Below are 26,383 nucleotides of genomic sequence, written 5' to 3'. Positions count from 1 at the left end.
ATGCTAGCTCCGCCCCGCTAAACGGTCTAGACCTTTTACGGCCCGCCGGTTAGCCTCGCGGGCATGAGCGACTCGGCGCGCATCGTGATCATCGGGGGCGGCGTCGGCGGCGCCTCCGTCGCCTACCACCTCACCAAGCTCGGCGAGCGGGACGTCGTCCTGCTGGAGCGCGACGAGCTCACCAGCGGCTCGACCTTCCACTCGGCGGGCCTGGTCGGCCAGCTCCGCGCCGATCCGACGCTCACCCGGATGAACCAGTACTCCGTCGAGCTCTACCGCACCCTCGACGCCGGGTGGACGGAGTGCGGCGGCATCAAGCTCGCCTCCACCCCGGAGCGGATGGCCGAGATCCGCCGCCAGATCGGCTGGGCCCGCACGTTCGGCCTGCCGCTGGAGGAGATCTCCGTCGCCGAGGCGGCCGAGCTGTTCCCGCTGATGAGCACCGAGGGCGTCGTCGGCGCCGCCTACCTGCCGACCGACGGCCAGATCGACCCGTCACGGCTGTGCTACGCGCTGGCGGCCGGGGCCAGGGAGGGCGGCGCGCGGATCCGCACCAAGGTCCGGGTCCTCGGCCTGGACGTCGAGCGCGGCCGGGTCACGCGGGTGCGCACCGACCAGGGCGACATCGACTGCGAGGTGGTCGTCAACTGCGGCGGCATGTTCGCCGCCGAGATCGGCCGGATGGCCGGGGTGCGGGTCCCGATCGTGCCGATGTCGCACCAGTACGTGGTCACCGACGGCTTCCACGAGCACGCCGGGCTGCCCACGCTGCGCGACCCCGACCTGCTCGTCTACTACCGACAGGAGGTCGGCGGGCTCGTCATGGGCGGCTACGAGCGCACCTGCGCGCCGTGGACGGCGGGGGAGTCGTCCTACGACGCGATCCCGGCCGGCTTCAACGGGCGGCTGCTGGCGGAGGACTGGCCGAGGTTCGAGGAGATCTCGGAGAACTCCCGCGTCCGCGTGCCCGCGATGGCCGACGTCGGCATCCGCAAGCTCATCAACGGCCCGGAGGCGTTCACCCCGGACAACGAGTTCTGCCTGGGCGAGACCGAGGTCGGCGGCTTCTACGTGGCGGCCGGGTTCTGCGCCCACGGCATCGCCGGCGCGGGCGGCATCGGCAGGGTGATGGCCGAGTGGATCGTCGACGGCGAGCCCGGCATGGACGTCTGGCACATGGACGTCCGCCGCTTCGGCGCCCACTACCGCTCCCCGTCCTACACGCTGGCCCGCGCGGTGGAGAACTACGAGACCTACTACGACATCCGCTACCCCGGCGACGAGCGCGCGGCGGGCCGCCCGCTGCGCACCTCGCCCGCCTACGCCTGGCATGCCGCCCACGGCGCGGTCTTCGGCGAGAAGGCCGGCTGGGAGCGGGTCAACTACTACACGTCCAACGAGCCCGCGGGCGACGGCGTCCGGCCGCACGGCTGGGCGGGCCGCAACTGGTCGCCCGCCGTCGCCGCCGAGCACCACGCCACCCGCACCACGGCCGGGCTGTTCGACGAGAGCTCGTTCGCCAAGATCGAGGTCACCGGCCCCGACGCCGCGTCGCTGCTCGAATGGGTGTGCGCCAACCGCGTCGCCCGCCGGGTGGGCGACGTCACCTACACCCAGGCGCTCAACCGGCGCGGCGGCATCGAGTGCGACTTCACCGTCACCCGGCGCGGCGAGCGGGAGTTCCTCGTCGTCACCGGCACCGCGTTCGGCTCCCACGACCTCGGCTGGCTGCGCAAGCAGGCCCGGCTGCGCGGCGCCGACGTCCGGATCGCCGACGTGACCGGCAGCCGCGCCTGCTTCGCGCTGTGGGGGCCGCGCGCCCGTGACATCCTCGCCACGCTCACGCCCGACCCGCTGGACTTCCCGTTCATGACCGCGCGCGAGCTGACCGTGGGCGACGTGCCGGTGCTGGCGCTGCGGGTGACGTTCGTCGGCGAGTTCGGCTGGGAGCTCTACTGCTCCACCGAGTACGGGCTCGGGCTGTGGCGGACGCTGTGGCGGGCGGGCGAGCCGTACGGGCTGGTGGCGGGCGGCTACCGGGCCATCGACAGCCTGCGCCTGGAGAAGGGCTACCGGGTGTGGGGCGCCGACATCGGGCCCGAGACCACGCCGTACGAGGCCGGGCTGGGCTTCTGCGTCAAGCTCGACAAGGAGTTCCTCGGCCGCGACGCGCTCGACCCCGACCCGCCGCGCCGGCTGCGCCGCCTGGCGCTCGCCGACCCGCGCGCCGTGGCGCTCGGCAACGAGCCGGTCCGCCTCGACGGCCGCGTCGTGGCCCGGGTGACCTCCGGCGGCTACGGCCACACCGCCGGTCAGTCGATCGCCTACGCCTACCTGGAGAAGGACGCGGACGACGCTTCCGGGGTGGAGGTCGAGGTGGAGGGCGCCTGGGTGCCCGCGACCGTCGTCACGTGACGCCGCTGCGCACCGAGATCCGCACCCGGTCCGGCCTGAACAGGTCGCGGGCGTGCTCGACCGGGGCGCCGTCGGCCGCGTAGGCGGTCCGCTCGACGCGCATCAGCGGCGCCCCGGGCTCGATGCCCAGCTCGGCCGCCTCGGCGGGCCCGGCGATGACCGGGTCCAGGTGCTCCAGCGCGGTGCGGGGCGCCAGGCCGTACCCGTCGGCCAGCAGCGCGTACAGCGACCCGGTCAGGTCCTGGGCGAGGAAGCCGGGCAGGGCGGGGAAGAAGGAGCGTTCGAGCGCCAGCGGCGAGCGCCCGGCCGAGCGCACCCGCGCCACCTCGTGCACCGGCGAGCCGGGCTCGACGCGCAGCGCGGCGGCCACGGCGGCGGGAGCGGGCACGGTGGCGGCCGTCAGGATGCGCGCCTCGGCCCGCAGGTGCGCGCGCCGCACCTGCTCGGTGAACCCGGCCAGGCCGGTCAGGTCGCGTTCGATGCGCGGCTCGGCGACGAACGCGCCGCCGGTCCGGCCCGGCACCCTGACCAGCACCCCGTCGCGCTCCAGCGTGGCCAGCGCCTGGCGCAGCGTCATCCGGCTCACGCCGAGCCGGCCCGCCAGCTCGCGCTCGCCGGGCAGCCTGTCGCCTGGCGCCATGTCGCCGCCGGCGATCGAGTCGAGCAGCCAGCGCTCGATCTGCACGTGCGCGGGAACCCCGGTGCCGCGTTCCAACTCGGGAGGATTCCCGACCATTCGGGCATCGTAGCCGGTCACCGGGACAGCCCGGCCAACCGCTCCACCGCCTCCGCGAACTCGTACACCATCCCGTAGACCACCTCGCGGGCCGGCCGCACCCGGTCGAGCTGGCCGACGACCTGGCCGACGAAGTAGGTGGCCAGCTCCACCGCGCCGGGCTCGCCGCGCTCGGCCGCCGCGCCGATCCGCGCCATCGCCCGCTCGGCCACCAGCATCTGCAGCGGCATCCCGAGCGGACCCGGGCTGTCCTCGGCGGAGTCCCAGGCGTCGGTCCAGGCCGAGCGGAGCTGCCGGGCGGGCTTGCCGGTGCGCGAGCGCGAGCGGACCGTGTCGAGCGAGGAGGCGGCCAGCAGCTTGCGCCGGACGGCGGGGGACGTCTCGGCCTCCTCCGTCGTCAGCCAGACCGACCCGCACCACACGCCCTGCGCGCCGAGCGCCATCGCCGCCGCCATCTGACGGCCCGAGGCGATCCCGCCCGCCGCGAGCACCGGGACCGGCGCGACCGCGTCGGCCACCTGCGGCACCAGCACCATCGTGGAGATCTCGCCGGTGTGACCGCCCGCCTCGGCGCCCTGCGCGACGACGATGTCCACGCCCGCCGCCACCTGCCTGCGCGCGTGCTCCACGGTGCCGACCAGGGCCGCCACCGGCACGCCCGCCTCCCGCGCCCGCGCCACCAGCTCTGGCGGCGGCGGCCCGAGCGCGCTGGCGATCAGCCCGATCGGATGCCCGAGCGCCACCTCGGCCAGCCCGGCCGCGCCCGCCGCCGTCACCCGCCTGCCGAACTCGTCCGCGCCGCCGCCGTCCCGCTCCGGGCCCGCCTGCACGCCGTGCCTGGCCAGCAGGCGCGCGACGAAGTCGCGGTGCCGCTCGGGGATCGCCCGCGCCACGCCGCCCGGCGCGGCCGCGTCGACCCGGCCGGGCACGAGCACGTCCACCCCGTACGGCCGGCCGCCCACCTGCCGGTCGATCCAGGTCAGCTCGGCGTCGAGCCGCTCGGGGGTGTACGCGATCGCGCCCAGCACGCCGAACCCGCCCGCGTTGGTGACCGCGGCCACCACGTCACGGCAGTGGCTGAAGGCGAACAGCGGGAACTCGATGCCCAGAAGCCGGGTGATGGCGGTCCGCATGCACTGACGCTAACCGCCAGAAGGATGTTCGGTCCAGGGTCAGTCGACCGCCAGCGCCACCGCTGGATCGTGCCAACCGTGCGCCGGGTCGTAACGCCGCACCAGCCGCGCCGGCACCCCCGCCACCACGCTGTGGTCGGGGAACTCGCCGCGCACCACCGCGCCGCCCGCCACCACGCACTGGCGGCCCAGCCGGGTGCCCGGCAGGATGATCGCCCCCGCGCCCAGCCACGAGCCCGAGCCGATCGACACCGGGCTGTTGCGCGGCCACTGCCTGCCGATCGGCACGTCCGGGTCGTCGTAGACGTGGTTCTGGTCCGTGACGTACACGTACGGGCCGGTGAAGACGTCGTCGCCGATGTCGATCGACTGGTGGGCCACGATGTGCGTGCCCCGCCCGATCGAGCAGGACCCGCCGATCCGCAGGATCGAGCCGGGGCCCAGATCCACGCCCGGCCACATGCCGCACGAGATCGACACCCGCTCGCCGATCAGCGTGTGGTCGCCGATCTCGATCCAGCGCTCCCCGAAGATCGCGCCCGGCGGGAAGGCGATCTTCGCGCCGTCGCCCAGACGGCGGAACCCGTGACCCGCGGGCGTCTCGGGAGTGATGGCACCCGCGTCGCGGATCGCGGCGTAGGCCCGGTGGATCAGCGTGCCGAACGCCCGCCGTACAAGTGACATAGGGACCAAAGTTACCGCTAGGTCATCCTGTTCGGGCATGTCGGGGGCGTTGTTTGATATCCTGAGAGCCCGTGGACACATCGGCCACACCTCGAGCCACGGGAGCCTCCTTGCGCAGCGCATCGCAAACCAAGCATCTGTTCGTCACCGGCGGTGTCGCCTCCAGTCTCGGCAAGGGCCTCACCGCCTCCAGCCTGGGCCGTCTGCTCAAGGGCCGCGGGCTCCGGGTCACCATGCAGAAGCTCGACCCGTACCTCAACGTCGACCCCGGCACCATGAACCCGTTCCAGCACGGCGAGGTCTTCGTCACCGACGACGGCGCCGAGACCGACCTCGACGTCGGCCACTACGAGCGCTTCCTCGACACCGACCTGCACGGCTCGGCCAACGTCACCACCGGCCAGGTCTACTCCAACGTCATCGCCAAGGAGCGGCGCGGCGAATACCTCGGCGACACCGTCCAGGTCATCCCGCACATCACCAACGAGATCAAGGACCGCATCCGGGGCATGGCCGGCCCCGACGTCGACGTGGTCATCACCGAGGTGGGCGGCACCGTCGGCGACATCGAGTCGCTGCCGTTCCTGGAGGCCGTCCGCCAGATCCGCCACGAGGTCGGCCGCGACAACGTGTTCTTCCTGCACGTGTCGCTGCTGCCCTACATCGGCCCGTCCGGCGAGCTCAAGACCAAGCCGACCCAGCACAGCGTCGCCGCGCTGCGCAGCATCGGCATCCAGCCCGACGCGATCGTGCTGCGCTCCGACCGGCCCGTGCAGACCGCCATCAAGCGCAAGATCAGCCTCATGTGCGACGTCGACGAGGACGCCGTCGTCAGCGCCGTCGACGCCGCCTCCATCTACGACATCCCCAAGGTGCTGCACTCCGAGGGCCTCGACGCGTACGTGGTGCGCCGCCTCGGCCTGCCCTTCCGCGACGTCGACTGGAAGGAGTGGGAGCAGCTCCTGCGCCGCGTGCACCGCCCGGCCAAGGAGGTCACGATCGCGCTCGTCGGCAAGTACATCGACCTGCCCGACGCCTACCTGTCGGTCACCGAGGCGCTGCGCGCCGGCGGCTTCGCCTGCGACGCCCGCGTCAACATCCGCTGGGTCAAGAGCGACGACTGCGAGACCCCCGAGGGCGCCGAGCGCGAGCTCGACGGCGCCGACGGCGTGCTGATCCCCGGCGGGTTCGGCGTGCGCGGCATCGAAGGCAAGATCGGCGCCATCCGCCACGCCCGCGAGAACAAGATCCCGCTGCTCGGCATCTGCCTCGGCATGCAGGGCATGGTCATCGAGGCCGCCCGCAACATGGCCGGCATCACCGACGCCAACTCCGCCGAGTTCGACCCCGACACCAAGCACCCGGTCATCTCCACCATGGCCGACCAGGAGGACGTCGTCGCCGGCGAGCGCGACATGGGCGGCACCATGCGCCTGGGCAGCTACACCGCCAAGCTCGGCGAGGGCACGCTGGCCCGCCAGCTCTACGGCGGCCGGGCCAAGGCCGACGAGCGCCACCGCCACAGGTACGAGGTCAACAACGCCTACCGCGACAAGCTGGAGAGCGTCGGCCTGGTCTTCTCCGGCCTGTCGCCCGACGGCCGCCTGGTCGAGTACACCGAGCTGCCCGCCGACACGCACCCGTTCTTCATCGGCACCCAGGCCCACCCCGAGTTCCGCTCCCGGCCCACCCGCGCCAACCCGATGTTCAAGGGCCTCGTCAACGCGGCGCTCGCCTACGCCGACAGCCGCGTGAGCGCGAAGGCGGCCAAGTGAGGATCCAGGACACGCCCGAGCGCTGGGACGTTCTCGAAACCAGGAAGCGCTTCTCGGGACACGTCATCGAGGTCGTCACCGACACCGTCCGGATGCCCGGCGACGACCACGCCGACCGCGACTACGTCGTCCACCCGGGCTCCGTCGCGGTCCTCGCCCTGGACGAGCAGAACCGCGTCCTGCTCCTGCGCCAGTACCGCCACCCGACCCGCCATTTGCTCTGGGAACTGCCCGCCGGGATCCGCGACGTGCCCGGCGAACCCCTGGTCGAAGGGGCCGCCCGCGAGCTCGCCGAGGAGGCCGGCTACCGGGCCGCCACCTGGCACACGCTCGTCGACCTCTACTCCTCGCCCGGCATGTCCGACGAGCGCATCCGCGTCTTCCTCGCCCGCGACCTCACCAAGATCCCGGACGAGGAGAACGGGTTCGTGCACCGTCACGAGGAGATCGGCATGCCGGTCGAATGGGTGCCCCTCGCCGACGCCGTCGAGAAGGCCCTGATGGGAATGATCCACAATTCCCCGGCCGTGGCCGGTATCCTCGCCGCATACACGGCTTCGGTTGAGGGGTTCGGCCTGTTGCGCCCCGCCGACGCGCCCGAGGCCTGACGACCGGAAGGACCATCGTGGAGGCGGTGCTCTCCAGCTACCTCGCCCATTTGGCGGTGGAGCGGGGCCTGGCTGCCAACACGCTCGCCTCCTACCGTCGCGACCTGCGCCGCTACCTGGAACACCTGCGCGCCCGCGGCCGCCTCCGCCTCGACGAGGTGGGGGAGGCCGACGTGCGCGCCTTCCTCGCCGCCCTGCGCGAGGGAGACGGCGACCACCCGGCGCTCGTGGCCAGCTCGGCCGCGCGCGCCGTCTCCGCCGTGCGCGGCCTGCACCGCTTCGCCCTGCGCGAAGGCGTCACCGCCCACGACCCCGCCGACCAGGTACGGCCGCCGCGCCAGCTCCGCCGCCTGCCCAAGGCCATCGCCGTCGACGAGGTCGAACGCCTCATCGCCGCATCAGGCCCCGACGGCGCCCCCCTCACCCTGCGCAACCGCGCCCTGCTCGAAGTCCTGTACGGCACCGGCGCCCGCATCTCCGAAGCCGTCGGCCTGGCCGTCGACGACCTGGAGGACGACCAGGTACGGCTGCGCGGCAAGGGCGGCCGCACCCGCATCGTCCCCCTCGGCCGCTACGCCCGCGCCGCCCTCGACGCCTACGTCGTGCGCGCCAGGCCCGGCCTGCTCGCCCACGGCCGCGGCACCCCCGCCGTGTTCCTCAACGCCAGAGGCGGCCGGCTGACCCGCCAGGGCGCCTGGGAGGTGCTCCAGGCCGCCGCCGTGCGCGCCGGCCTCGCCGGGATCTCGCCCCACGTGCTGCGCCACTCCTTCGCCACCCACCTGCTCGATGGCGGTGCCGACGTCCGGGTCGTCCAGGAGCTGCTCGGCCACGCCTCCGTCACCACCACCCAGGTCTACACACTCGTCACCGTCGACAAACTTCGCGAGGTCTACGCGGCGGCGCATCCACGGGCCCGCCAGTGATCTATAGTCTTTTGGGTCGTGCGGCACATCGGCGTGCCGCCTTGCCGCGTTAAGTGGTGACGCCATAGTGTCCGTCCGGACGGTCCGGTTCGGGATCGTCAGGGAGGTTCGAGCTGGTGACTGTGAAGACCAACGGTTCGGCCCCGGGGACCCCCGACAACCCCTGGGGAGACACGAAGACCAACGCGCCCTCCACGGGCGTCAACCTGGGCCCGACCCAGCGCCCCCGGCCGGTGTTCCCCGAGCCCGCGCCGCGCGACGTCCACGGCCCGGCCCGCGTGGTCGCCATGGTCAACCAGAAGGGCGGGGTCGGCAAGACCACCACCACCATCAACCTCGGCGCCGCCCTCGTCGAATACGGCCTCAAGGTGCTGCTCGTCGACTTCGACCCGCAGGGCGCCCTGTCCGTCGGCCTCGGCATCAACCCGCTCCAGCTCGACCTCACGGTCTACAACCTGCTGATGGAGCGCAACGTCACCGCCGAGGACGTGCTGCTGGAGACCGGCGTCGAGGGCCTCGACCTGCTGCCCAGCAACATCGACCTGTCCGCGGCCGAGGTCCAGCTCGTCACCGAGGTCGCCCGCGAGCAGGTGCTCGGCCGCGTCATCAAGCCGCTGCTGCCGCACTACGACGTCTGCCTCATCGACTGCCAGCCGTCGCTCGGCCTGCTCACCATCAACGCGCTCACCTGCGCCCAGGGCGTCATGGTGCCGCTGGAGTGCGAGTTCTTCGCGCTGCGCGGCGTCGCCCTGCTCATGGACACCATCACCAAGGTCCAGGAGCGGCTCAACGAGGACCTCGAGATCGAGGGCCTGCTCGCCACCATGTACGACGCCCGTACCCTCCACGGCCGCGAGGTGCTCGCCCGCGTCGTCGAGGCGTTCGGCGACAAGGTGTTCCACACCGTGATCAACCGTACGGTGCGCTTCCCCGACGCCACCGTCGCCGGCGAGCCCATCACCACCTTCGACCCCTCGTCCCTGGGCGCCAACGCCTACCGTGAGCTGGCGCGCGAGGTGCTCTCGCGCTGGCCCGCGGCTGCGACAATGGCCAGGTGACCGAGCAGCAGCAGGGATTCCAGGTCCACCTGGACGTCTTCGAAGGCCCCTTCGATCTGCTCCTCGGCCTGATCGCCAAGCACAAGCTCGACATCACCGAGGTCTCGCTGTCCCAGGTGACCGACGAGTTCATCGCCTACATCCGGTCCCGCGGCCCCGAATGGGACCTCGACCAGACCAGCCACTTCCTGCTCGTCGCCGCCACGCTGCTCGACCTGAAAGCCGCCCGGCTGCTGCCCTCCGGCGAGGTCGAGGACGAGGAGGACCTCGCCCTGCTGGAGGCCCGCGACCTGCTGTTCGCCCGCCTCCTGCAGTACAAGGCGTACAAGGAGGTGGCCAAGGTCTTCGCCGGGCGCATGGCCGACGAGGCGCTCCGCTTCCCCCGCACCGTCCCCCTGGAGCCCCAGTTCGCCAACCTGCTGCCCGAGCTCATCCTCGGCATCGGGCCCGAACAGCTCGCCCGCATCGCCGCCAAGGCCTTCACCCCGAAGCTGCCGCCCACCGTCAGCGTCGGCCACATCTACCAACCACTCGCCAGCGTCCGCGAACAAGCCGCTATCCTGGTCGAGCGGCTGCGCCGCATGCGCAGAGCCACCTTCAGGGCCCTGGTCGCCGACTGCGAGGGCACCTTCGAGGTCATCGCCCGCTTCCTCGCCGTCCTGGAGCTCTTCCGGGAGTCGGCGGTCACCTTCGACCAGCTCGAACCGCTCGGCGACCTGCACGTCACCTGGACGGGCGCCGACGACGGCGACGTCTCGGTGAGGGACGACTACGAGGAGAGCGCGGAGAAAGCAGCAGATGACTGACCACCCCCAGGCCCCCCGCGGCGCCGACCGCATCCCCGCCTGGATGACCCTCCCCGGCGCCCTGACCGACCCCCAACCGGAGCCTCCAGACGCCGGCACGGCGGGCAGCGGGACGGCGGAGCCCGGCGCGGCGGTCTTCCCGGACGAGGCGGCTGGCCTTCTTCCGGAGGCGGACGACGCGCCGCCCCTTCCCGGCGCCGGTGCGGCGGGCAGCGGGACGGCGGAGCCCGGCGCGACGCGTACGGTGGGGGAGGCGGCTCAGGGGTCCGGGGAAGGGCCCGGGCTCAAGGCGGCGCTGGAGGCCATCCTGCTCGTCGTCGACGAGCCGGTGGCCGAGGTGACGCTGGCGCAGGTGCTGGAGAGGCCCACGCACGAGGTGGCGGCGGCGCTGCGGGAGCTGGCCGAGGAATACACTGCCGCCGGGCGGGGTTTCGATCTGAGAGAGGTCGCGGGCGGCTGGCGTTACTACACGCGCGCCGACTGCGCCGGGCTGGTCGAGCGGTTCGTACGCGACGGCCAGCAGACGCGGCTGACCCAGGCCGCGCTGGAGACTCTCGCGGTCGTGGCCTACCGGCAACCGGTGAGCCGCGCCCGTGTCGCCGCCGTACGCGGCGTCAACAGCGACGGCGTCATGCGGACGCTCGTCGCGAGAGGGCTGGTCGAAGAGGCCGGCACCGACCCGGAGAGCCAAGCGGTGCTCTACCGGACAAGCTCATACTTCCTTGAACGTCTGGGACTGCGGGACATCAGCGAGCTCCCCGAGCTCGCGCCCTTCCTCCCCGACGACGTGGAAAACCTCGAGGAGACGACAAAGTGATCAACAGGCGAAGCACCCCGTCCGGTGAGGGACGCGGTCGAGGACGCGCGGGCGGCTCCGGCCGCGGCGGGCGTCCCGCCTTCCGCTCGGACGACAGCCGCGGCGGACGCCGCGACGACTTCCGCGGCGGTTCCCATCGAGATGGCGAACGCGGCGGCCCCCGCCGCGACGACACCCGCGGCGACGCGCGCCGCGACGACTTCCGCGCCTCCCGCCGGGGCGAGCGCGGCGGCTTCCGCGACGACCGCGGCGGCCGTGACGACCGCGCCGGTTCGGGCGGCGGCGGCTTCCAGGACCGCTCCGGTTCGCGGAGCGGCGGCGGCTATCAGGACCGCGCGGGTTCGCGCGGCGGCGGGTTCCAGGACCGTGCGGGTTCGCGCGGCGGCGGGTTCCAGGACCGTGCGGGTTCGCGCGGCGGCGGGTTCCGGGACGGTTCCCGTGGCGGGGACTCCCGGGGCCGTGACGACCGGGCCGGCTACCAGGGGGACCGGCGCGCCGGGGCCCCGAGCGGGCGCGGTGACCGTGACAGGTTCCGCGACGGTGAGGGTTTCCGCGGCGACCGGCGCGGGTCCCGCGACGAGCGTGGCGGGTTCCGTTCCGAGGGCCGGGGCACGGCTGAGCGCGGGTTCAGGGACGAGAGCGCCCGTGACGGGCTGCGCGCCGACCGCGGCGGCTCCCGCGCCCGCTACGGCCGCCCCGCCACCCGAGACGCCCGCGAGCGTACAGGCTTCAGCGGCGGCGACCGGAACGAAGGCCGCGACCGCTTCGAGAGCCGTGACCGCTCTGAGGGCCGCGACAGGTTCGAGAGCCGCGACCGTGCCGAGGGCCGTGACCGGTTCGAGAGCCGCGACCGCTACCAGGGCGGCGACCGGTATGCCGGGCGTGACCGGTACGAAGGGCGTGAGGGCGCCGGGCGGGGCTCCGGGGAGACCCGTGGGCCGCGCGAGGAGCGCGGCGGGTTCCGGGCCGACCGGAGCGGGCGCAGGGACGACGCGGCGCGCGGCGGATCGCGGGGCCGGTTCGGCCGGCGTGACGACTCCGGGCGCGGCGGGCGTACCTCCGGGCGTGACGGCGTGCAGACCATCGGCGGCGCGCGCCGCGACGGCGGGAGGCGCGACGGCGGGTTCGGCGGCCCAGGCGGTCCCGGCGGCTCAGGCGGCGGCCGGGGCGAGGGCGGGCCGGCGCGTGACCGGTTCAAGACGGCGCGGCAGCCCATGCGCGACCGTGACTTCTTCCCCGACGGCTACACCGACGAGCGCGACACCACCGAGGTGCCGGACGGCGTGCGGCTGCAGAAGGTGCTCGCCCAGGCGGGCGTGGCCAGCCGCAGGGCCTGCGAGGAGATGATCGGCGACGGCCGGGTCACCGTGAACGGCCAGGTGGTGCGCAGGTTCGGGGCCAAGGTGGACCCGGCTGCGCAGGTGATCCACGTCGACGGCAAGCGCATCCCGACGGCCCCTGACCTGGTCTACTACGCGCTGAACAAGCCGATCGGCGTCGTGTCGACGATGGACGACCCGCAGGGCCGGCCGTGCCTGGCCGACTTCGTGGAGGAGCTGGCGCCGAGGCTGTTCCACGTGGGCAGGCTCGACACCGAGACCGAGGGCCTGCTGCTGCTCACGAACGACGGCGAGCTGGCCAACCGGCTGACGCATCCCAGCTACGGGGTGCAGAAGAAGTACTGGGCGAAGGTGCCCGGGCCGATCCCGCGTGACCTGGGCCGCAGGCTCAAGCAGGGGATCGAGCTGGAGGACGGTCTGGCCAGGGCCGACAGTTTCGCGATCGTGCAGGAGCACGGCCAGCAGGCGCTGGTCGAGGTGGTGCTGCACGAGGGCCGCAAGCACGTGGTGCGCCGCATGCTGGAGGAGGCGGGCCACCGGGTGATCGATCTGGCGCGGATCGAGTTCGGGCCGGTCAAGCTGGGGCGTACGAAGCCGGGCACCGTCAGGGCGCTGTCCCTGAAGGAGGTCGGCGAGCTTTACGCGGCCGTGAAGCTGTAATCTGGCCGCGACGCAGGAGCCCGTGCGACCCTCCGCACGGGCTCTCCCGCTTATCGAAGGGGCGAAGCGCATGGTGCGGGCGATCCGCGGGGCGATCCAGGTGGATGCCAACGACCGTGGCTCGATCATCGAGGCCACGACCGAGTTGGTCACCCAGATCATGGAGCGTAACGAGCTCACCACGGATGACGTGATCAGCGTGCTGTTCACGGCGACGCCCGACCTGACCGCGGAGTTCCCCGCGCTGGCGGCGCGCAAGCTGGGCTTTCACGAGGTGCCGCTGATCTGCACCACGGAGATCGACGTGCCGGGCGCGCTGCCGCGGGTGGTGCGGCTGATGGCGCACGTCGAGACCGACCGGCCGCGCTCGGCCGTCCAGCACGTCTACCTGCGGGGCGCGGTCGCGCTCCGGCAGGACATCGCTCAATAGGATCCCGGGACGACGACATGGCCACCGAACTGCGCACCGTGCTGGTTGTGGGCACCGGTCTCATCGGCACCTCGCTGGCGCTGGCGCTGCGGCGCAAGGACGTGCGGGTGCTGCTCGCCGACCGCGATCCGGGCGCCGTGCGGCTGGCCCGGGAGCTGGGCGCGGGCGAGGAGTGGCAGCCCGGGGGCCAGGATGACGGGCCGGCGGCGGATCTCGCGGTGATCGCGGTGCCGCCGGGCCAGGTGGCGACCGAGCTGCTGGAGCTGCAGAAGCGCGGCGTGGCCCGCTTCTACACCGACGTGGCCAGCGTCAAGGCGGAGCCGATCGAGCAGGCGGCGCGGCTGGGCTGCGACCTGGCGGCCTACGTGGCCTCGCACCCGCTGGCCGGGCGCGAGCGGTCGGGGCCGGGGGCGGCGCGCGCCGACCTGTTCCTGGGCCGCCCGTGGGCCTACTGTCCCACCGGCGAGGCGTCGGGCGAGGCGGTCGCGGCGGTGCTGCGGCTGATCGAGCTGTGCGGCGCCAACCCGGTCGAGGTGGACGCCGCCGACCATGACCGGGCGGTGGCGGTCGTCTCGCACGCGCCGCACGTGGCCGCCTCGGCGGTGGCCGCCCGGCTGGCCGACGCCTCCGACGTGGCGCTCGGGCTGGCGGGGCAGGGCGTGCGTGACGTGACGCGGATCGCGGGCGGCGATCCCGGGCTGTGGCTGGGCATCCTGTCGGGCAACGCGGCCCCGGTGGCCGAGGTGCTGGAGGCGGTCTCGCGTGATCTGGCCGACGCCGCGTCGGCGCTGCGCGCGCTGGCCGGGGGTGACGGCACGGCGGGCGGCGAGGTGACCCAGCTGCTCAAGCGCGGCGTGGCCGGTCACGGCCGCATCCCGGGCAAGCACGGCGGCCCGGCGCCGGCGTACGTGGTGGTCCAGGTCGTCATCGGCGACCGGCCGGGCCAGCTGGCCCGGCTCTTCCAGGTGTGCGACGAGGTCGGCGTCAACGTCGAGGACGTCCGCCTGGAGCACGCGCCCGGCCTGCCGCTGGGTGTGGCCGAGCTGTCGGTGCAGCCCGATTCGGCGGCCCGGCTGAGCCAGGCGCTGGTCGAGCGCGGCTGGCAGGTGCCCTAGATCGCCGAAGGGCCCCGGTGGACGTCCACCGGGACCCTCCGAAGCGCCGACGGGTCAGCGCTGGGTGACCGCCTGGCTCACGGCGTTGGGGCCGTCGTACTGGCGGTCGGGCATGGCTTCCAGCGCCTTCAGCGTGGCCTGGTCGGCCCCCTGGCGGCGGGCGGCGTCGATCAGGTCGGCCTTGGTGGCCGGGTAGTCGACGCCCTTGAGGTGCTTCTGGAGCTGGATCGGATTCGATGCAGTAGTCATGACTCTGTGTTACCCGACTGTCACGCTTTGTAACCATTGTCCAGAAGGCGGCGGGCGCGTTCCACCTCCGGCGGCAGTTCCCGGCGCTGCGCCAGGGCTCGCCGCAGCCGGGGGAGCGCCGTACGCAGGCCGTGCCAGCCGCGCGGGCCGCGGCGTACGGCGTCGAGCGAGAGCAGCGCGACCACGCGCCAGGGGCGCCGCAGGACGGCGGTGAGGACGGCGTTGCGCACGGCCAGCGACTGGCGGCCGGCCGGGTCGCGGGGCGGCGCGGGGTGGTGGTGGGCCACCACGTCGTCGACGTAGGCCAGCCCCCAGCCGCGCGCGGCCAGGTCCACCGCCAGGCGCTCCTCCTCGCCGAAGAAGAAGACGACGTCGTCGAACCCGCCCGCCTCCAGGAACGCCTCCCTGCGCACCACCGCCCCGCAGGCCAGGAAGCCCAGCACGCTCGGCCCCGGCAGGTCGGCGTCGACGCCGAGCGGGGAGTCGCGCATCAGCTCGCTGACCGGGTCGAGCCGTTCCTCGGGGCCGACCAGCACCCGCGCGCCGAGCAGGGCCAGCCGCGGATGGGCGTCGAACAGGTCGGCGGCCCGTTCCAGCGCGCCTCCGGCCCACCAGGAGTCGTCGTCGGCGAAGGCCACGTACGGCGTCTCGGCCAGCTTGACGCCGATGTTCCTGGCGGGCGCGCCGAGGTTGCGGCCGGCCTCGACCACGCGCACGTGCGGGAAGTGGCGCCGGACGAAGCCGGGAGTGCCGTCGGTGGAGCCGTTGTCGACGAGGATCACCGGCCCCGGATGGCGGGGGAGCGAGCGTTGCAGCGCGCGCAGCCGGTTCATCGTGGCCACGACGACCGTCACCCGGCTGGAGTTGTCCGTCACACGGCCTCACCTTTCCGGTGAGGACCGGCTTACTCGCGTTGACGCCGGGCGGCGGGTGCGGTAGAAATGCGGTAACAGTGTTACCGCGCAGAAACGGTGTTACCAGTGACCGTGTACCAGCAGGCCCAGCGCGAAGGCCAGGACGTCGTCCGGGCCGCCATCCTCGACACCGCGACCCACCTCCTGGTTACCGAGGGCCCCGCCGCGCTGACCGTGCGCCGGATCTCCGGCGAGGCGGGCTGCTCCACGAAAGTGATCTACACGCTCTTCGGCGGCAAGGACGGCCTCGCCGAGGCGCTCTGGCTGGAGGGGTTCGCCCGGTTCGAGCAGCGGCTGCTCTCGGTGCCCGGCGACGGGCCCCTGGAGCGCCTGCAGGCCGGGATCACCGCCTACCGGGCGTACGCGCTGGACCAGCCCGACTACTACCGGGCCATGTTCATGGGCGCGCTGTCCCGGTTCGAGCCCGGCGCCGACGCGGCACACGCGGCGCGCCGGACCTTCGACCTGCTCGTGACCTGGGTCCAGCAGTGCCTCGACACCGGCCTGCTGCGCGGCCCCGCCGCCGTGGAGATCTCCGACGTGCTCTGGATGGCCATGCACGGCGCCGTGAGCCTGGAGATCTCCGGTTACTTCGAGCCGGAGGAGGCCGAGGCGCGCTACCGGCTCCTCTGCGCCTCGGTGCTCCACCCCTTCCTGACCCACGACGAGAGGACCACCTGATGGACACCCCGTACCGGGGCGGATTCACGCCCGCGACCGAGGAGATCACCGCCTACGACCTGCCGGTCACCGGCCGGATCCCGGCCGAGCTCAACGGCCGCTACCTGCGCAACGGGCCCAACCCGCTCGGCCTCGACGACCCCGGCGCCTCCCACCTGTTCCTCGGCGCGGGCATGGTGCACGGCGTACGGCTGCGCGACGGCCGCGCCGAGTGGTACCGCAACCGGTGGGTCCGCAGCGTCGACGTCGCCGGGCGGCTCGGCGAGCAGCCCAGGTCCGCGCTGTCGCACGCCGGCCTGGACTTCTCGCCCAACACCCACGTGATCGGCGTGGCCGGGCGCACGTACGCGACGATGGAGGCCGGCACGCTGCCGTACGAGCTGGACTACGAGCTCGAGACGCTCGGCCCGGTCGACTTCGACGGCGGCCTGCCCGGGGGCTACGCCGCCCACACCCACCTCGACCCGGTCACCGGCGAGCTGCACGCGGTGGCGTACTCCGTCAACTGGGACCACAACCAGCACATCGTGCTCGACGCCAAGGGCACGGTGATCCACACGCGCGACATCCAGCTCGCCGACAAGCCGATGATGCACGACTTCGCGCTCACCGCGCGCTACGTCGTCCTGTACGACCTGCCGGTGACGTTCAGCATGGCCCACGCCGAGCAGGGCGCGCCGATGCCGTACGCGTGGAACGACGACCATCCCTCCCGCGTCGGCCTGATGTCGCGCGCGACCGGCGAGATCCGCTGGGTGGAGATCGAGCCGTGCTGGGTCTTCCACACCCTCAACGCCTACGACGACGGCGACCAGGTCGTCGTCGACGTGGTCAGCTACCCCAAGCGGTTCGTCGACGCCCGCCTCGACCGCGGCGGCGAGCCGTCGCTCGACCGGTGGCGGATCGACCCGGCGTCCGGCCGGGTGAGCCGGACCCGGCTGGACGAGCGGGCCCAGGAGTTCCCCCGCATGGACGAGCGGCGCACCGGCCTGCCCTACCGCTACGGCTACACCGCCGCCACCCACGACCTGACGGACGTCCTCTACCCCGGCGAAGCCGAGATGGAGGACCTGCCCGACGAGGCGTTCGACAACACGCTCGTCAAGCACGACCTCAGGAGCGGCACCCAGGAGCGGCGGCAGTTCGGCCGCGGCGCGTACGTGGGCGAGCCGGTGTTCGTCGCCGCCGGCGAGGCCGAGGACGACGGGTACGTGCTCTCCTACGTCAACAACCCCGACCGGGGCGCCGCCGACCTGGTGATCCTCCCGGCACAGGACTTCACCGGCGAACCCGTCGCCGTCGTCCACCTGCCCGCCCGGGTGCCGCTCGGCTTCCACGGGAGCTGGGTCGCCGACTGACGGGAGGCGGTAGCCTCTTCAGGTTGGGTAAAGGAAGCTGAAGAGGGAGAGTCGTGACCGGTCTGGTCGTCGCCATGGACGGCCCTTCGGGGTCGGGCAAGTCGAGCGCGTCGCGCGGAGTCGCCCGCGCGCTGGGTCTGCGCTACCTGGACACCGGCGCCCAATACCGGGCCATGACCTGGTGGATGCTCAAGCAGGGCGTCGACCTCACCGACCCGGAGGCTGTCGCGGCGCGCTGCGGCGAGGCCGAGATCGTCTCCGGCACCGACCCCGACGCCCCGTCCATCCACGTCGGCGGCACGGACGTGTCCGGGCCGATCCGCGAGGACGAGGTGACCGGCGTGGTGTCCGCCGTGGCGGCGGTCCCCGAGGTGCGCGCCCGGCTGGTCGCGCTCCAGCGGGAGATCATCGGCGCCGGGGGCATCGTGGTCGAGGGCCGCGACATCGGCACCGTCGTCGCCCCCGCCGCCCCCGTCAAGATCTTCCTGACGGCCAGCCCCGAGGCCCGCGCCCTGCGGCGCTCCGCGGAGCTGGCCGGCACCACGGCCGAGGCGCAGGTCGCGGCCCTGGCCAGGCGTGACACCCTGGACTCGACACGCAAGACCGATCCACTCTCGATGGCGGCTGGCGCCGTCGAGCTCGACACCACCGCGCTGAACCTCGAGGAGGTCATCGCGGAGGTGCTGAGACTGGTCAAGGAGCGCACCTGAGGGTGCGGGACTCATAAGGACGAACACTGTGTCAACGGGGGATTGGGTCGAGGCAGACCTCGACGATCTCGAAGTATCCGACGAGCAGGCCGACAGTGGCCCGCTCCCGGTCGTGGCCATCGTCGGCCGCCCCAACGTGGGCAAGTCGACGCTGGTCAACCGGGTCATCGGCCGCCGTGAGGCGGTCGTCGAAGACGTGCCGGGCGTGACCCGCGACCGCGTCACCTACGAGGCCAACTGGCGTGGCCGCCGCTTCACCGTCGTCGACACCGGCGGCTGGGACCCCGACGCCACCGGCATGAACCTGCGCATCGCCGAGCAGGCGCAGGTCGCCGTCGAGCTGGCCGACGTCATCGTGTTCGTGGTCGACGCGAGCGTGGGCGCCACCGACGCCGACGAGATCGTCGGCTCGGTGCTGCGGCAGTCCGGCAAACCGGTCATCCTGGCCGCCAACAAGGTCGACAACCAGCAGCTCGAGCTGGAGGCCGCGGCCCTGTGGTCGCTCGGCCTGGGCGAGCCCTACCCGGTCTCCGCCCTGCACGGCCGCTCCAGCGGCGACCTGCTCGACGTCGTGCTCGACGCGCTCCCCGAGACGCCCGCCGTCACGTTCGGCGAGCAGCGCGGCCCCTACCGGGTGGCGCTGCTCGGCAAGCCCAACGTCGGCAAGTCCTCGCTGCTCAACAAGCTCGCGGGCGAGGAGCGGGTGCTCGTCGACCCGATGGCCGGCACCACCCGCGACCCGGTCGACGAGCTGATCGAGCTCGGCGGGCGCACCTGGCGCTTCGTCGACACCGCCGGCATCCGGCGGCGCGACCGCGAGCTGCAGGGCGCCGACTTCTACGCCGCCATGCGCACCAGGGCGGCGCTGGAGCGCTCGGAGGTGGCGATCGTGCTCATCGACGCCAGCGAGCCGCTCACCGAGCAGGACCTGCGCATCATCACCCTGGTCATCGAGTCCGGCCGCGCCATGGTCGTCGCCTTCAACAAGTGGGACCTGGTCGACGAGGACCGCCGCTACTACCTGGAGAAGGAGATCGACCGCCAGCTCGTCCGCACCCCGTGGGCGCTGCGCGTCAACATCTCCGCCAAGACCGGCCGCCACATGGACCGGCTCGTCCCGGCCCTGGAGAAGGCGCTCGACTCCTGGTCCACGCGGGTGCCCACGTCCAGGCTGAACGCGTTCCTCACCGAGCTGATCCAGCAGACGCCGCCCCCCGTGCGCGGCGGCAAGCAGCCGAAGATCCTGTTCGCCACCCAGGCGTCCATCGAGCCGCCCAAGTTCGTGCTGTTCACCTCGGGCTGGCTGGAGGACACCTACCGCCGCTTCATCGAGCGGCGCATCCGCGAGGAGTTCGGCTTCGCCGGATCGCCCATCGAGGTCACGATGAAGATCCGCGAGAAGCGCCAGAAGAAGGACCGCTGATACGATGCGGGACAACGCGTAGACGGAGACGAGTAACCGGGGCCCGCGCGGGCCGAGAGAGCCGCCGGTCGCTGTGAAGGCGGCCCCGCGCCCCCCGGTGAAGACACTCCCGAGTGCGAGGAGGAAATGCCTCGCCGGCCTGACCCCCGTCATCGGGTCCTGGAGGCCGCCCCTCGCGGGCGGTGAAAGTGCGGTGGCACCGGGAGCTCCCTTCTCCCCCGCACTCCCAAGGGGTCACGCATATCCGCAAGGAGTTGTGATGATCTCTCGTGTCCTGTCCGCCGAGCTCGCCGAGTTCGCCGGACGACGAGTGACGATCGCCGGTTGGGTCCATCGCCGCCGGCAGCTGAAATCCGTGTCCTTCCTCATCGTCAGGGACCGCGCCGGGCTCGCCCAGGCGGTCTTCCACGACGGCGCCCTGCCCGGCGAGGAGAGCGTCGTCGAGGTCACCGGGACCGTGACGGCCAACGAGCAGGCGCCAGGCGGCGTCGAACTCACCGAGGCCCAGGTGCGCGTGCTGACCGAGCCGGTCCAGGCGCCGCCGTTCGACCTCTACCGGCCGTCGATCCCCGCCGCGCTGCCGACGGTGCTCGACCACGCCCCCGCCGCGCTGCGCCACCCGGCGCTGCGCGCGCCCCTGGAGATCTCCGCCGCGTCCGTCGCCGGGTTCCGCGGCACGCTCGACCGGCTCGGCTTCACCGAGATCCACACGCCCAAGATCGTCGCCTCGGCCACAGAGTCCGGCGCGAACGTCTTCGGCATCGGCTACTTCGGCCGGCCCGCCTACCTCGCCCAGTCGCCCCAGTTCTACAAGCAGGCGATGGTCGGCGTGTTCGAGCGGGTCTACGAGGTGGGGCCGGTGTTCCGCGCCGAACCGCACGACACCGTCCGCCACCTCGCCCAGTACACCAGCCTGGACGCCGAGCTCGGCTTCGTGCGCGACCACCGCGACGTGATGGCGGTTCTGCGCGAAGCCCTGGCGGGCATGCTCGACTCCGTACGGGACCGCGCCCCCGCCGCCGTCGCCACGCTCGGCGCCCGGCTGCCCGACGTGCCCCAGGAGATCCCCGCCATCCACTTCACCGAGGCGCAGCGCATGACCGGCGAGGACGAACCCGACCTGTCACCCGCCCAGGAACGGTGGCTGTCGGAATGGGCGCTCGCCGAGCACGGGTCCGAATTCCTGTACGTGACCGGCTACCCGATGGCCAAACGGCCCTTCTACACCCATCCCGACCCTGACCGGCCCGGCTACTCCAACGGCTTCGACCTGCTCTTCAGAGGGCTGGAACTGGTGACCGGAGGACAGCGGCTGCACCGGCACCAGGACTACCTGGACGCCCTCGCCGCCCGGGGCGAGGACACCGCCCCGTACGAGGGCTACCTCCAGGCGTTCGCGTACGGGATGCCGCCGCACGGCGGGTTCGCGATCGGGCTGGAACGCTGGACCGCCCGGCTCACCGGCGCCGCCAACATCCGGCAGGTCACCGCGTTCCCGCGCGACCTGCACCGCCTCACGCCGTGACTCCGGGGTGACTCCGCGGTGACCCGCCCCTGCTGGGGGCGGGTCACCCCTTCCTGGGCATGAGCAGCGCCACCGCCGCGCCCGCCAGGCAGATGAACGCCGTCACCAGGAACATCTCCGTGTACTCGACGTGCAGCGCCGCCTCCACCCGCGCCGTGTACGCCTCCAGCCGCTCGGCGTAGACCGCCGCGTCGACGCCGAACGGCAGCGGCGTGTCCAGATGCGCCGTGAGCGACTGGAACCGGTAGAAACCCCACGCCGACACGGCGGCGATGCCGATGAGCATGCCCATCATCCGCGCCACCACGACCGCCGACGAGGCCACCCCGTGCTGGCGCGGCGGCGTCAGCCGCAGCACCGCCGCCGACACCGGCGCGATCACCAGGCCCACCCCCAGCCCCGCCACCACCAGCGTGCCGTCCACCATCGCCCGCGCCTCCGCCAGCTCCAGCGGCCACCGGCTCATCAGCGCATAACCGGCCGCCGCCACCAGCAGCCCGCCCACGGTCACCAGCCGATCGCCCAACCGGCGCGCCAGCAACCCGCCCAGCAGCGCGCCCACCGGCAGCGCGATCAGGAACCGGCCCAGCACCAGCGCCCCGTCCAGCGCGTCCAGCCCCAGCAGCGTCTGCGCCGTGAACTGCACGAACACCATCGTCACCAGGAGCGCCGCGCCCGTCAGGAAGCTCACCGCCAGCGTCGCCAGCAGCGGGCCCCTGCGCACCTGCGACAGGTCCAGCAGGCGCACCGGGGAGCGGATCTCCCACCACACGAACGCCGCCCCCGCCACCAGGCCCGCCCCGATCACCGGCAGGCCCCACGGCGGCAGGACGGCATGGGCGGGATCCGGGTTGTACAGACCCACCACGAGCAACGCCAGCGCCAACGCCAGCAACCCGCCCCCGACCAGATCCACCGCCTCCGCCTGAGAACCCTTGGCCCCGGCCTGCTCCACAGCCTCTTCGACGGAACCCCGCCCCTCCTCCAGGGAACGGGCGCCCTCGGCGGGGGCGGGTCCTTCCAAGGGGAGGGGTTGCGCGGGCGCGGGGAGCCCGTCCACGAGCCCGGGGGAACCGGGGGTACCGGCGGCGGCGTGCCCTCCAGATGGGACGGCTTGCGCGGGCGCGGGGAGCCCCTCCGCGAGGCCGGGGCCGCCCGAGGAGGCGGGGGCGTCGGCGGAGGGCCGCCCTTCCGGAGAGTGGGTGTCCTCGCCGGAGGGGTGGGTGCCATCGGTGAGGGCGTGGGCGCCGGAGGGGAGGGGCTGCTCGGGCTCGGGGAGCCCCTCCGTGGGGGTGGGGGCTTTAGGGGAGGGGGGTGGGGGTTTGGTGGGGGAGGGGAGGGCGTGGTGGACGGCCAGGGCGGCGGCGAGGGTGAGGGGGACGTTGATCCAGAAGATGGCGTGCCATCCGCCCACCTCGACGCCCAGCAGCGAGGCGGCGGGGACGCCGGCGAGGAGGCCGCCGTACACGGGCCCGAGGGCGCTGCCGAGCTCCTGGGCGGCCCCGACCGCGCCGAGGGCCAGGGGGCGCTCCCGCTCGCCCCACAGGTCGCCGATGAGCGCCATCGTGATCGGCAGCAGCGCGCCCCCGGCGACGCCCTGGACGGTGCGGCCGGCCACCACCATCACCTCCCCGGACGCCAGCGCCGTCAGCACGGAGCCGGCCGCGAAGGCCGCCAGGCAGGCATGGATGAGCGGCCGACGCCCGAACCGGTCGGACAGCCGCCCCAGCAGCGGCATCGCCGCCACGTACCCGAGCAGGAACCCGGTGACCACGGGCGTGACCCGTTCGAGCCGGTTGAGCGGGATGCCGATGTCGGTGGCGATGTCGATGAGGACGGTCACGACCACGTACGCGTCGAGGGCGGCGAGCAGCACCACCGCCCCGCCCACGCCGAGGACGACCCGGCGGGCGCTCCTCATCCCGCGGACGACGCCGGCGATGACGGCGCCGACGACGACGATGACGACGGCGGGGGCGTGATCGTCACCGGCGCGTCGTAGTCGGCGAACGAGACCGTCACCGTGCCCTCGCGCAGTTGCAGCAGCACCTTGGTGAGCCTGCTGCTGGCCCGGTCGACCCAGACGGTGCCGTTGACGCCCTCGGTGACGCCGGGCACCAGCGTGCTCAGCGCCTGCCCGGTGAAGGCGACGTCGACCCGGTAGGCGCCGTCCTCCTCGGCCCGGACGAGCGGGTCGGCGGCGGTGGCGAGCAGCCCCGGGATGCCCTTGGCGGGGTCGAGGATGAGCGACGGGTCGTAGAGCTGGGCGAGCTGTTGCCGGGTCATCTCCTGGTAGCCGCCGGTCGGCCCCTTGAAGTGGACCTTGTCGCCGATGAGCATGAACGACACCTCCTGGAGGTTGCCGAACACCTCCAGCGTGATGGTCCCGTCGGCGTCGCCCTCGGCGGTGAGCCGCCCGTCGGCCTTCTTGACGGGCACGTTCGGCTTGCCCTCGGTGGCGATGGAGAACGCGGCGGATTTGACCGTCTTCATCGCCTCGGCGGCCTGGCGCATCAGGTCGGGCCCGGCGGGCAGCGCCGCGCCCTCGCCTGCGGAGGAGCAGGCCGCCAGGGCCACGACGGCCAGGGCCACCACGAGCAGCTTTCTCAACATGAGCGGATCGTAGCGAGCGGGACGGACACCCGGGCGGCCCCTGCGGTATCGACTGCGTGTCAGCGCAGTTTCTTCAGATGCTCCACGATGGGCCCGTAGGCGGCCTCCAGCTCCTTGAGCTGGTCGTCGGTGAGCCGGTCGACGAAGTGCTCGCGCACCCCGGCCACGTGGTCGGGCGCCACCCGCTGGATCGTCTCCCAGCCCTCGTCGGTCAGCACGGCGAACGTGCCCCGCCGGTCGTCGCGGCAGTCTTCGCGGGTGACCAGGCCCTTGGCCTCCATCCGGGAGATCTGGTGGGAGAGCCGGCTGCGGGACTGGATGGTCGCGTCGGCCAGGTCGCTCATCCGCATGCGCCGCGCGGGGCTCTCGGACAGGTTGACCAGGATCTCGTAGTCGTTGAGTGACAGGGCGTGTTCCTGAAGCTCCCGGTCCAGGCGGTGCATGAGCAGCTTGTGCAGGGCCAGGTGGGTTCGCCAGGCACGCTGCTCAGCGGGGGAAAGCCAGCGAGGCGCGCTCATGATCTCCAATCTAGCGCACGTAGAGTGACGAAGGTGGGGGAGAAGTCGGGAGAGAGCCTGGGCACCGTGCTGGTGGCCGGGGCGGCGAACCTCGCCATCGCGGTGGCCAAGCTGCTGGCGGGGATCGTCAGCGGATCGGCGGCGATGCTGTCGGAGGCGGCGCACTCGGCGGCCGACACGGTGACGGAGGTGCTGCTGCTGGTCGCGGTCCGGCGTTCGGGCAAGCCGGCCGACCGGCGCCATCCGTTCGGATACGGCAAGGCGGGGTTCTTCTGGGCGATGATGGCGGCGTTCGCGACGCTGGCGGGCGGCGCCGGGTTCTCGATCACCCACGGCGTGCACGAGATCGTCCGCGGGGAGGAGCTGTCGGCGCTCACCCCGGCGTACGTGGTGCTGGCGGTCTCGTTCGTCATCGAGGGGGTGTCGTTCCTCAAGGCGTACGGGCAGCTGCGCGGCGAGGCGGGCCGGTGGCGGGTCAGCCCGCTGCGGCTGGCCAGGAAGACGTCCGACACGGCGCTCAAGGCGGTGCTGCTGGAGGACGGGGCGGCGCTGGCCGGGCTGGTCATCGCGGCGCTGGGGCTGCTCGGCTCGCAGCTCACCGGGTCGTCGCTGTGGGACGGCCTGGCGTCGGTCCTCATCGGCGTGCTGCTGCTGGTGGTCGCGCTCACGCTCATCCAGGCGAACCTGTCGCTGCTCATCGGCCAGGCGGCGCCGCGCCCGATCGAGACGGGGGTGCGCGCGGTGCTCCTCGTCCAGCCGGAGGTGGAGGACGTGGTGGAGCTGCTCACCATGGTCATCGGGCCGGGCCGGTTCCTGGTCGCGGCGAAGATCGACTTCCGGGACGAGGTGCGCGCCGGCGGTGTGGAGCGCGCCTGTGAGGAGGTGGACCGCAGGCTGCGCGAGCGCTTTCCCGGCATCGACCAGGTGTTCCTCGACCCCACCCCGCCCCGCCGCCGCTAGTCGAACGCCATGACGATCGCCACGCCGACGACGTGCATGACGACCACGGCGACGAGCAGCGACACGAACACGAACTTGGCCGGCCCGTGCTCGAACGTCCGGCCCTCTTCGAGGGGGCGCCGCTGGGCCATCCGGTCCGCGATGCGCTCCTCCAGAGGCTTCTTGTAGAACATGCGCCCACATTATCCGGACATCGGCAGGCGGGTGGCGGGCGAGTCGGTGATCACGGCCACCAGGACGTCCGGCTCGGCGCGCCATTCCAGCAGGTGGCGGCCGGTCCAGTCCGGTTCGGCCGTGGCCATCTCGGCGAGGGTCAGCTCGCCCCGTTTGATCAGCGCCTCCTTGCGCACCCAGTGGCGGATCAGGTCCTCGTTGCCGCGCGCCCCGGCCAGCTCGGCGGGGGTGAGCGCGATCGGGGCCAGCGTGCGGTCGAGCGGGCCGGGCGGCACCCGCTCGGCGTCCACGCCGACGCGGCCGGGGCCGGCCGCCGCGCACACGTAGCCGCGCGTGTGGCTGAGGCTCACGCCCAGTTCGGGGGCTTCGACCAGGTACGGCCTGCCGTGCCCCGGCCCGTGCACGTCGCAGTGCTGCGCCAGCGTCAGCTCCCCGGGATCGGCGCCCAGCACCCGGCCGGCGCAGAGCCGTACCAGCAGGTGGGCGGCGACGAACGCGATCCGGTCGGGGGCGAAGCGGAAGCGCGCGGCGCGATCGCGCTCGACGTCCGTCAGCCACTCCAGGGGCGCGCGCACCTCGTCGGGCGGGCAGCCCATCGCCGCCGCCAGGGCCGTCGCAGGAGTGATCGTCACTGGGTGGATCGTACCTCCCGCGCAGGGAATTTGAGGGGGATTTCACCGCCCGCCAACCCCTCCAAATACGGATAAATCCTAGGATTAAGTGATATTTCGGGATAAGTCGCGCACTGGGGGTGGCGG

General features: G+C 72.9%; 26 protein-coding genes. 16 read left to right on the top strand and 10 right to left on the bottom strand.

Going from position 1 to position 26,383, the window contains the following annotated elements; genetic code table 11:
* Positions 1 to 63: 63 nt before the first annotated feature.
* Entirely contained in the window at positions 64 to 2,415 is a 2,352-nt protein-coding gene (locus AB0J53_RS14675) for an FAD-dependent oxidoreductase (RefSeq protein ID WP_364172133.1), read from the top strand.
* Here AB0J53_RS14675 and AB0J53_RS14670 read toward each other — a convergent pair.
* Genes AB0J53_RS14670 through AB0J53_RS14660 form a run of 3 tightly spaced genes read right to left on the bottom strand, consistent with a single transcriptional unit; the run spans position 2,408 to position 4,968 of the window.
* Entirely contained in the window at positions 2,408 to 3,151 is a 744-nt protein-coding gene (locus tag AB0J53_RS14670) for a GntR family transcriptional regulator (protein WP_364172131.1), read from the bottom strand. The genes AB0J53_RS14675 and AB0J53_RS14670 overlap by 8 nt on opposite strands.
* A gap of 17 nt (positions 3,152 to 3,168) precedes the next feature.
* On the bottom strand, positions 3,169 to 4,284 hold the full coding sequence (locus AB0J53_RS14665; protein WP_364172129.1) for a nitronate monooxygenase family protein: 1,116 nt from the start codon (positions 4,282 to 4,284) through the stop codon (positions 3,169 to 3,171).
* 39 nt (positions 4,285 to 4,323) lie between these two features.
* A complete protein-coding gene (locus AB0J53_RS14660; protein WP_364172127.1) occupies positions 4,324 to 4,968 on the bottom strand; it encodes an acyltransferase in 645 nt (214 codons plus the stop codon).
* 110 nt (positions 4,969 to 5,078) lie between these two features.
* On the opposite strand from AB0J53_RS14660, the gene AB0J53_RS14655 reads away from it, so the two are divergent.
* From AB0J53_RS14655 to AB0J53_RS14615, 9 genes are all read left to right on the top strand, one after another.
* Positions 5,079 to 6,743, top strand: a complete 1,665-nt coding sequence (locus AB0J53_RS14655; protein ID WP_364172125.1) for a CTP synthase — start codon at positions 5,079 to 5,081, stop codon at positions 6,741 to 6,743.
* On the top strand, positions 6,740 to 7,351 hold the full coding sequence (locus AB0J53_RS14650) for an NUDIX hydrolase (RefSeq protein ID WP_219502612.1): 612 nt from the start codon (positions 6,740 to 6,742) through the stop codon (positions 7,349 to 7,351). The genes AB0J53_RS14655 and AB0J53_RS14650 overlap by 4 nt, the downstream gene beginning before the upstream one ends.
* 17 nt (positions 7,352 to 7,368) lie before the next feature.
* Positions 7,369 to 8,274, top strand: a complete 906-nt coding sequence (locus AB0J53_RS14645; RefSeq protein WP_364172123.1) for a site-specific tyrosine recombinase XerD — start codon at positions 7,369 to 7,371, stop codon at positions 8,272 to 8,274.
* Between the two features lie 116 nt (positions 8,275 to 8,390).
* Positions 8,391 to 9,332, top strand: coding sequence for a ParA family protein (locus AB0J53_RS14640; protein WP_219502618.1), 942 nt, complete (start codon positions 8,391 to 8,393; stop codon positions 9,330 to 9,332).
* Positions 9,329 to 10,138 carry a segregation/condensation protein A gene (locus AB0J53_RS14635; RefSeq protein WP_364172120.1) on the top strand — a complete coding sequence of 270 codons (810 nt, stop codon included), beginning with the start codon at positions 9,329 to 9,331 and terminating at the stop codon, positions 10,136 to 10,138. The genes AB0J53_RS14640 and AB0J53_RS14635 overlap by 4 nt, the downstream gene beginning before the upstream one ends.
* 244 nt (positions 10,139 to 10,382) lie before the next feature.
* Positions 10,383 to 10,955, top strand: a complete 573-nt coding sequence (scpB, locus tag AB0J53_RS14630; protein ID WP_219502713.1) for an SMC-Scp complex subunit ScpB — start codon at positions 10,383 to 10,385, stop codon at positions 10,953 to 10,955.
* On the top strand, positions 10,952 to 12,955 hold the full coding sequence (locus AB0J53_RS14625; protein ID WP_364172118.1) for a pseudouridine synthase: 2,004 nt from the start codon (positions 10,952 to 10,954) through the stop codon (positions 12,953 to 12,955). The genes scpB and AB0J53_RS14625 overlap by 4 nt, the downstream gene beginning before the upstream one ends.
* Positions 12,956 to 13,025: 70 nt before the next feature.
* The gene (gene aroH, locus AB0J53_RS14620; protein WP_219502624.1) at positions 13,026 to 13,385 is read left to right on the top strand and encodes a chorismate mutase; all 360 of its coding nucleotides are present in this window, start codon (positions 13,026 to 13,028) and stop codon (positions 13,383 to 13,385) included.
* Between the two features lie 17 nt (positions 13,386 to 13,402).
* Complete coding sequence (locus AB0J53_RS14615) at positions 13,403 to 14,500, top strand: prephenate dehydrogenase (protein WP_364172116.1); 1,098 nt, start codon at positions 13,403 to 13,405, stop codon at positions 14,498 to 14,500.
* A gap of 54 nt (positions 14,501 to 14,554) precedes the next feature.
* Here AB0J53_RS14615 and AB0J53_RS14610 read toward each other — a convergent pair whose 3' ends face one another.
* Both AB0J53_RS14610 and AB0J53_RS14605 read right to left on the bottom strand, forming a co-directional pair.
* Entirely contained in the window at positions 14,555 to 14,749 is a 195-nt protein-coding gene (locus AB0J53_RS14610) for a DUF2795 domain-containing protein (protein ID WP_364172114.1), read from the bottom strand.
* A gap of 20 nt (positions 14,750 to 14,769) precedes the next feature.
* Positions 14,770 to 15,624 (bottom strand): glycosyltransferase, encoded by an 855-nt coding sequence (locus tag AB0J53_RS14605; protein ID WP_364172112.1) that lies wholly within the window; start codon positions 15,622 to 15,624, stop codon positions 14,770 to 14,772.
* 105 nt (positions 15,625 to 15,729) lie between these two features.
* Here AB0J53_RS14605 and AB0J53_RS14600 point away from each other — a divergent pair, with 105 nt between their 5' ends.
* The 5 genes from AB0J53_RS14600 (at position 15,730) to aspS (ending at position 21,360) form a co-directional block, all read left to right on the top strand.
* A complete protein-coding gene (locus tag AB0J53_RS14600) occupies positions 15,730 to 16,344 on the top strand; it encodes a TetR/AcrR family transcriptional regulator (protein WP_219502637.1) in 615 nt (204 codons plus the stop codon).
* Positions 16,344 to 17,702 carry a carotenoid oxygenase family protein gene (locus tag AB0J53_RS14595; RefSeq protein WP_364172110.1) on the top strand — a complete coding sequence of 453 codons (1,359 nt, stop codon included), beginning with the start codon at positions 16,344 to 16,346 and terminating at the stop codon, positions 17,700 to 17,702. The genes AB0J53_RS14600 and AB0J53_RS14595 overlap by 1 nt, the downstream gene beginning before the upstream one ends.
* A gap of 53 nt (positions 17,703 to 17,755) precedes the next feature.
* The gene (gene cmk, locus AB0J53_RS14590; protein WP_364172108.1) at positions 17,756 to 18,412 is read left to right on the top strand and encodes a (d)CMP kinase; all 657 of its coding nucleotides are present in this window, start codon (positions 17,756 to 17,758) and stop codon (positions 18,410 to 18,412) included.
* A 28-nt stretch (positions 18,413 to 18,440) separates the two neighbouring features.
* The gene (gene der / locus AB0J53_RS14585; RefSeq protein WP_219502646.1) at positions 18,441 to 19,835 is read left to right on the top strand and encodes a ribosome biogenesis GTPase Der; all 1,395 of its coding nucleotides are present in this window, start codon (positions 18,441 to 18,443) and stop codon (positions 19,833 to 19,835) included.
* A gap of 259 nt (positions 19,836 to 20,094) precedes the next feature.
* Positions 20,095 to 21,360, top strand: a complete 1,266-nt coding sequence (gene aspS / locus AB0J53_RS14580) for an aspartate--tRNA(Asn) ligase (RefSeq protein WP_364172105.1) — start codon at positions 20,095 to 20,097, stop codon at positions 21,358 to 21,360.
* 43 nt (positions 21,361 to 21,403) lie between these two features.
* On the opposite strand, the gene AB0J53_RS14575 is transcribed toward aspS, so the two are convergent.
* Genes AB0J53_RS14575 through AB0J53_RS14565 form a run of 3 tightly spaced genes read right to left on the bottom strand, consistent with a single transcriptional unit; the run spans position 21,404 to position 24,491 of the window.
* Positions 21,404 to 23,281: an MFS transporter gene (locus AB0J53_RS14575; RefSeq protein ID WP_364172103.1), complete on the bottom strand. Its 1,878-nt coding sequence runs from the start codon at positions 23,279 to 23,281 to the stop codon at positions 21,404 to 21,406.
* Positions 23,278 to 23,973 carry an LppX_LprAFG lipoprotein gene (locus AB0J53_RS14570; protein WP_364172101.1) on the bottom strand — a complete coding sequence of 232 codons (696 nt, stop codon included), beginning with the start codon at positions 23,971 to 23,973 and terminating at the stop codon, positions 23,278 to 23,280. Before AB0J53_RS14570 ends, AB0J53_RS14575 begins: the two co-directional genes overlap by 4 nt.
* Before the next feature lie 59 nt (positions 23,974 to 24,032).
* Complete coding sequence (locus AB0J53_RS14565) at positions 24,033 to 24,491, bottom strand: MarR family transcriptional regulator (protein ID WP_219513405.1); 459 nt, start codon at positions 24,489 to 24,491, stop codon at positions 24,033 to 24,035.
* Positions 24,492 to 24,524: 33 nt separating this feature from the next.
* Here AB0J53_RS14565 and AB0J53_RS14560 point away from each other — a divergent pair, with 33 nt between their 5' ends.
* Complete coding sequence (locus AB0J53_RS14560) at positions 24,525 to 25,451, top strand: cation diffusion facilitator family transporter (RefSeq protein WP_308126099.1); 927 nt, start codon at positions 24,525 to 24,527, stop codon at positions 25,449 to 25,451.
* On the opposite strand, the gene AB0J53_RS14555 is transcribed toward AB0J53_RS14560, so the two are convergent.
* Together AB0J53_RS14555 and AB0J53_RS14550 are read right to left on the bottom strand one after the other, a co-directional pair.
* Complete coding sequence (locus tag AB0J53_RS14555) at positions 25,448 to 25,624, bottom strand: hypothetical protein (RefSeq protein WP_357590915.1); 177 nt, start codon at positions 25,622 to 25,624, stop codon at positions 25,448 to 25,450. The two genes, AB0J53_RS14560 and AB0J53_RS14555, sit on opposite strands and share 4 nt — an antisense overlap.
* A gap of 9 nt (positions 25,625 to 25,633) precedes the next feature.
* Positions 25,634 to 26,257: a phosphopantetheinyl transferase-like protein gene (locus tag AB0J53_RS14550; RefSeq protein ID WP_308126098.1), complete on the bottom strand. Its 624-nt coding sequence runs from the start codon at positions 26,255 to 26,257 to the stop codon at positions 25,634 to 25,636.
* Between the last annotated feature and the right edge of the window lie 126 nt (positions 26,258 to 26,383).

This window comes from Nonomuraea sp. NPDC049725 (genome assembly GCF_040674795.1).
Lineage (GTDB): Bacteria > Actinomycetota > Actinomycetes > Streptosporangiales > Streptosporangiaceae > Nonomuraea > Nonomuraea ceibae.
The sequence above is the reverse complement of the archived record's forward strand: the minus strand, read 5'-3'. Positions and strand labels throughout refer to the sequence as shown.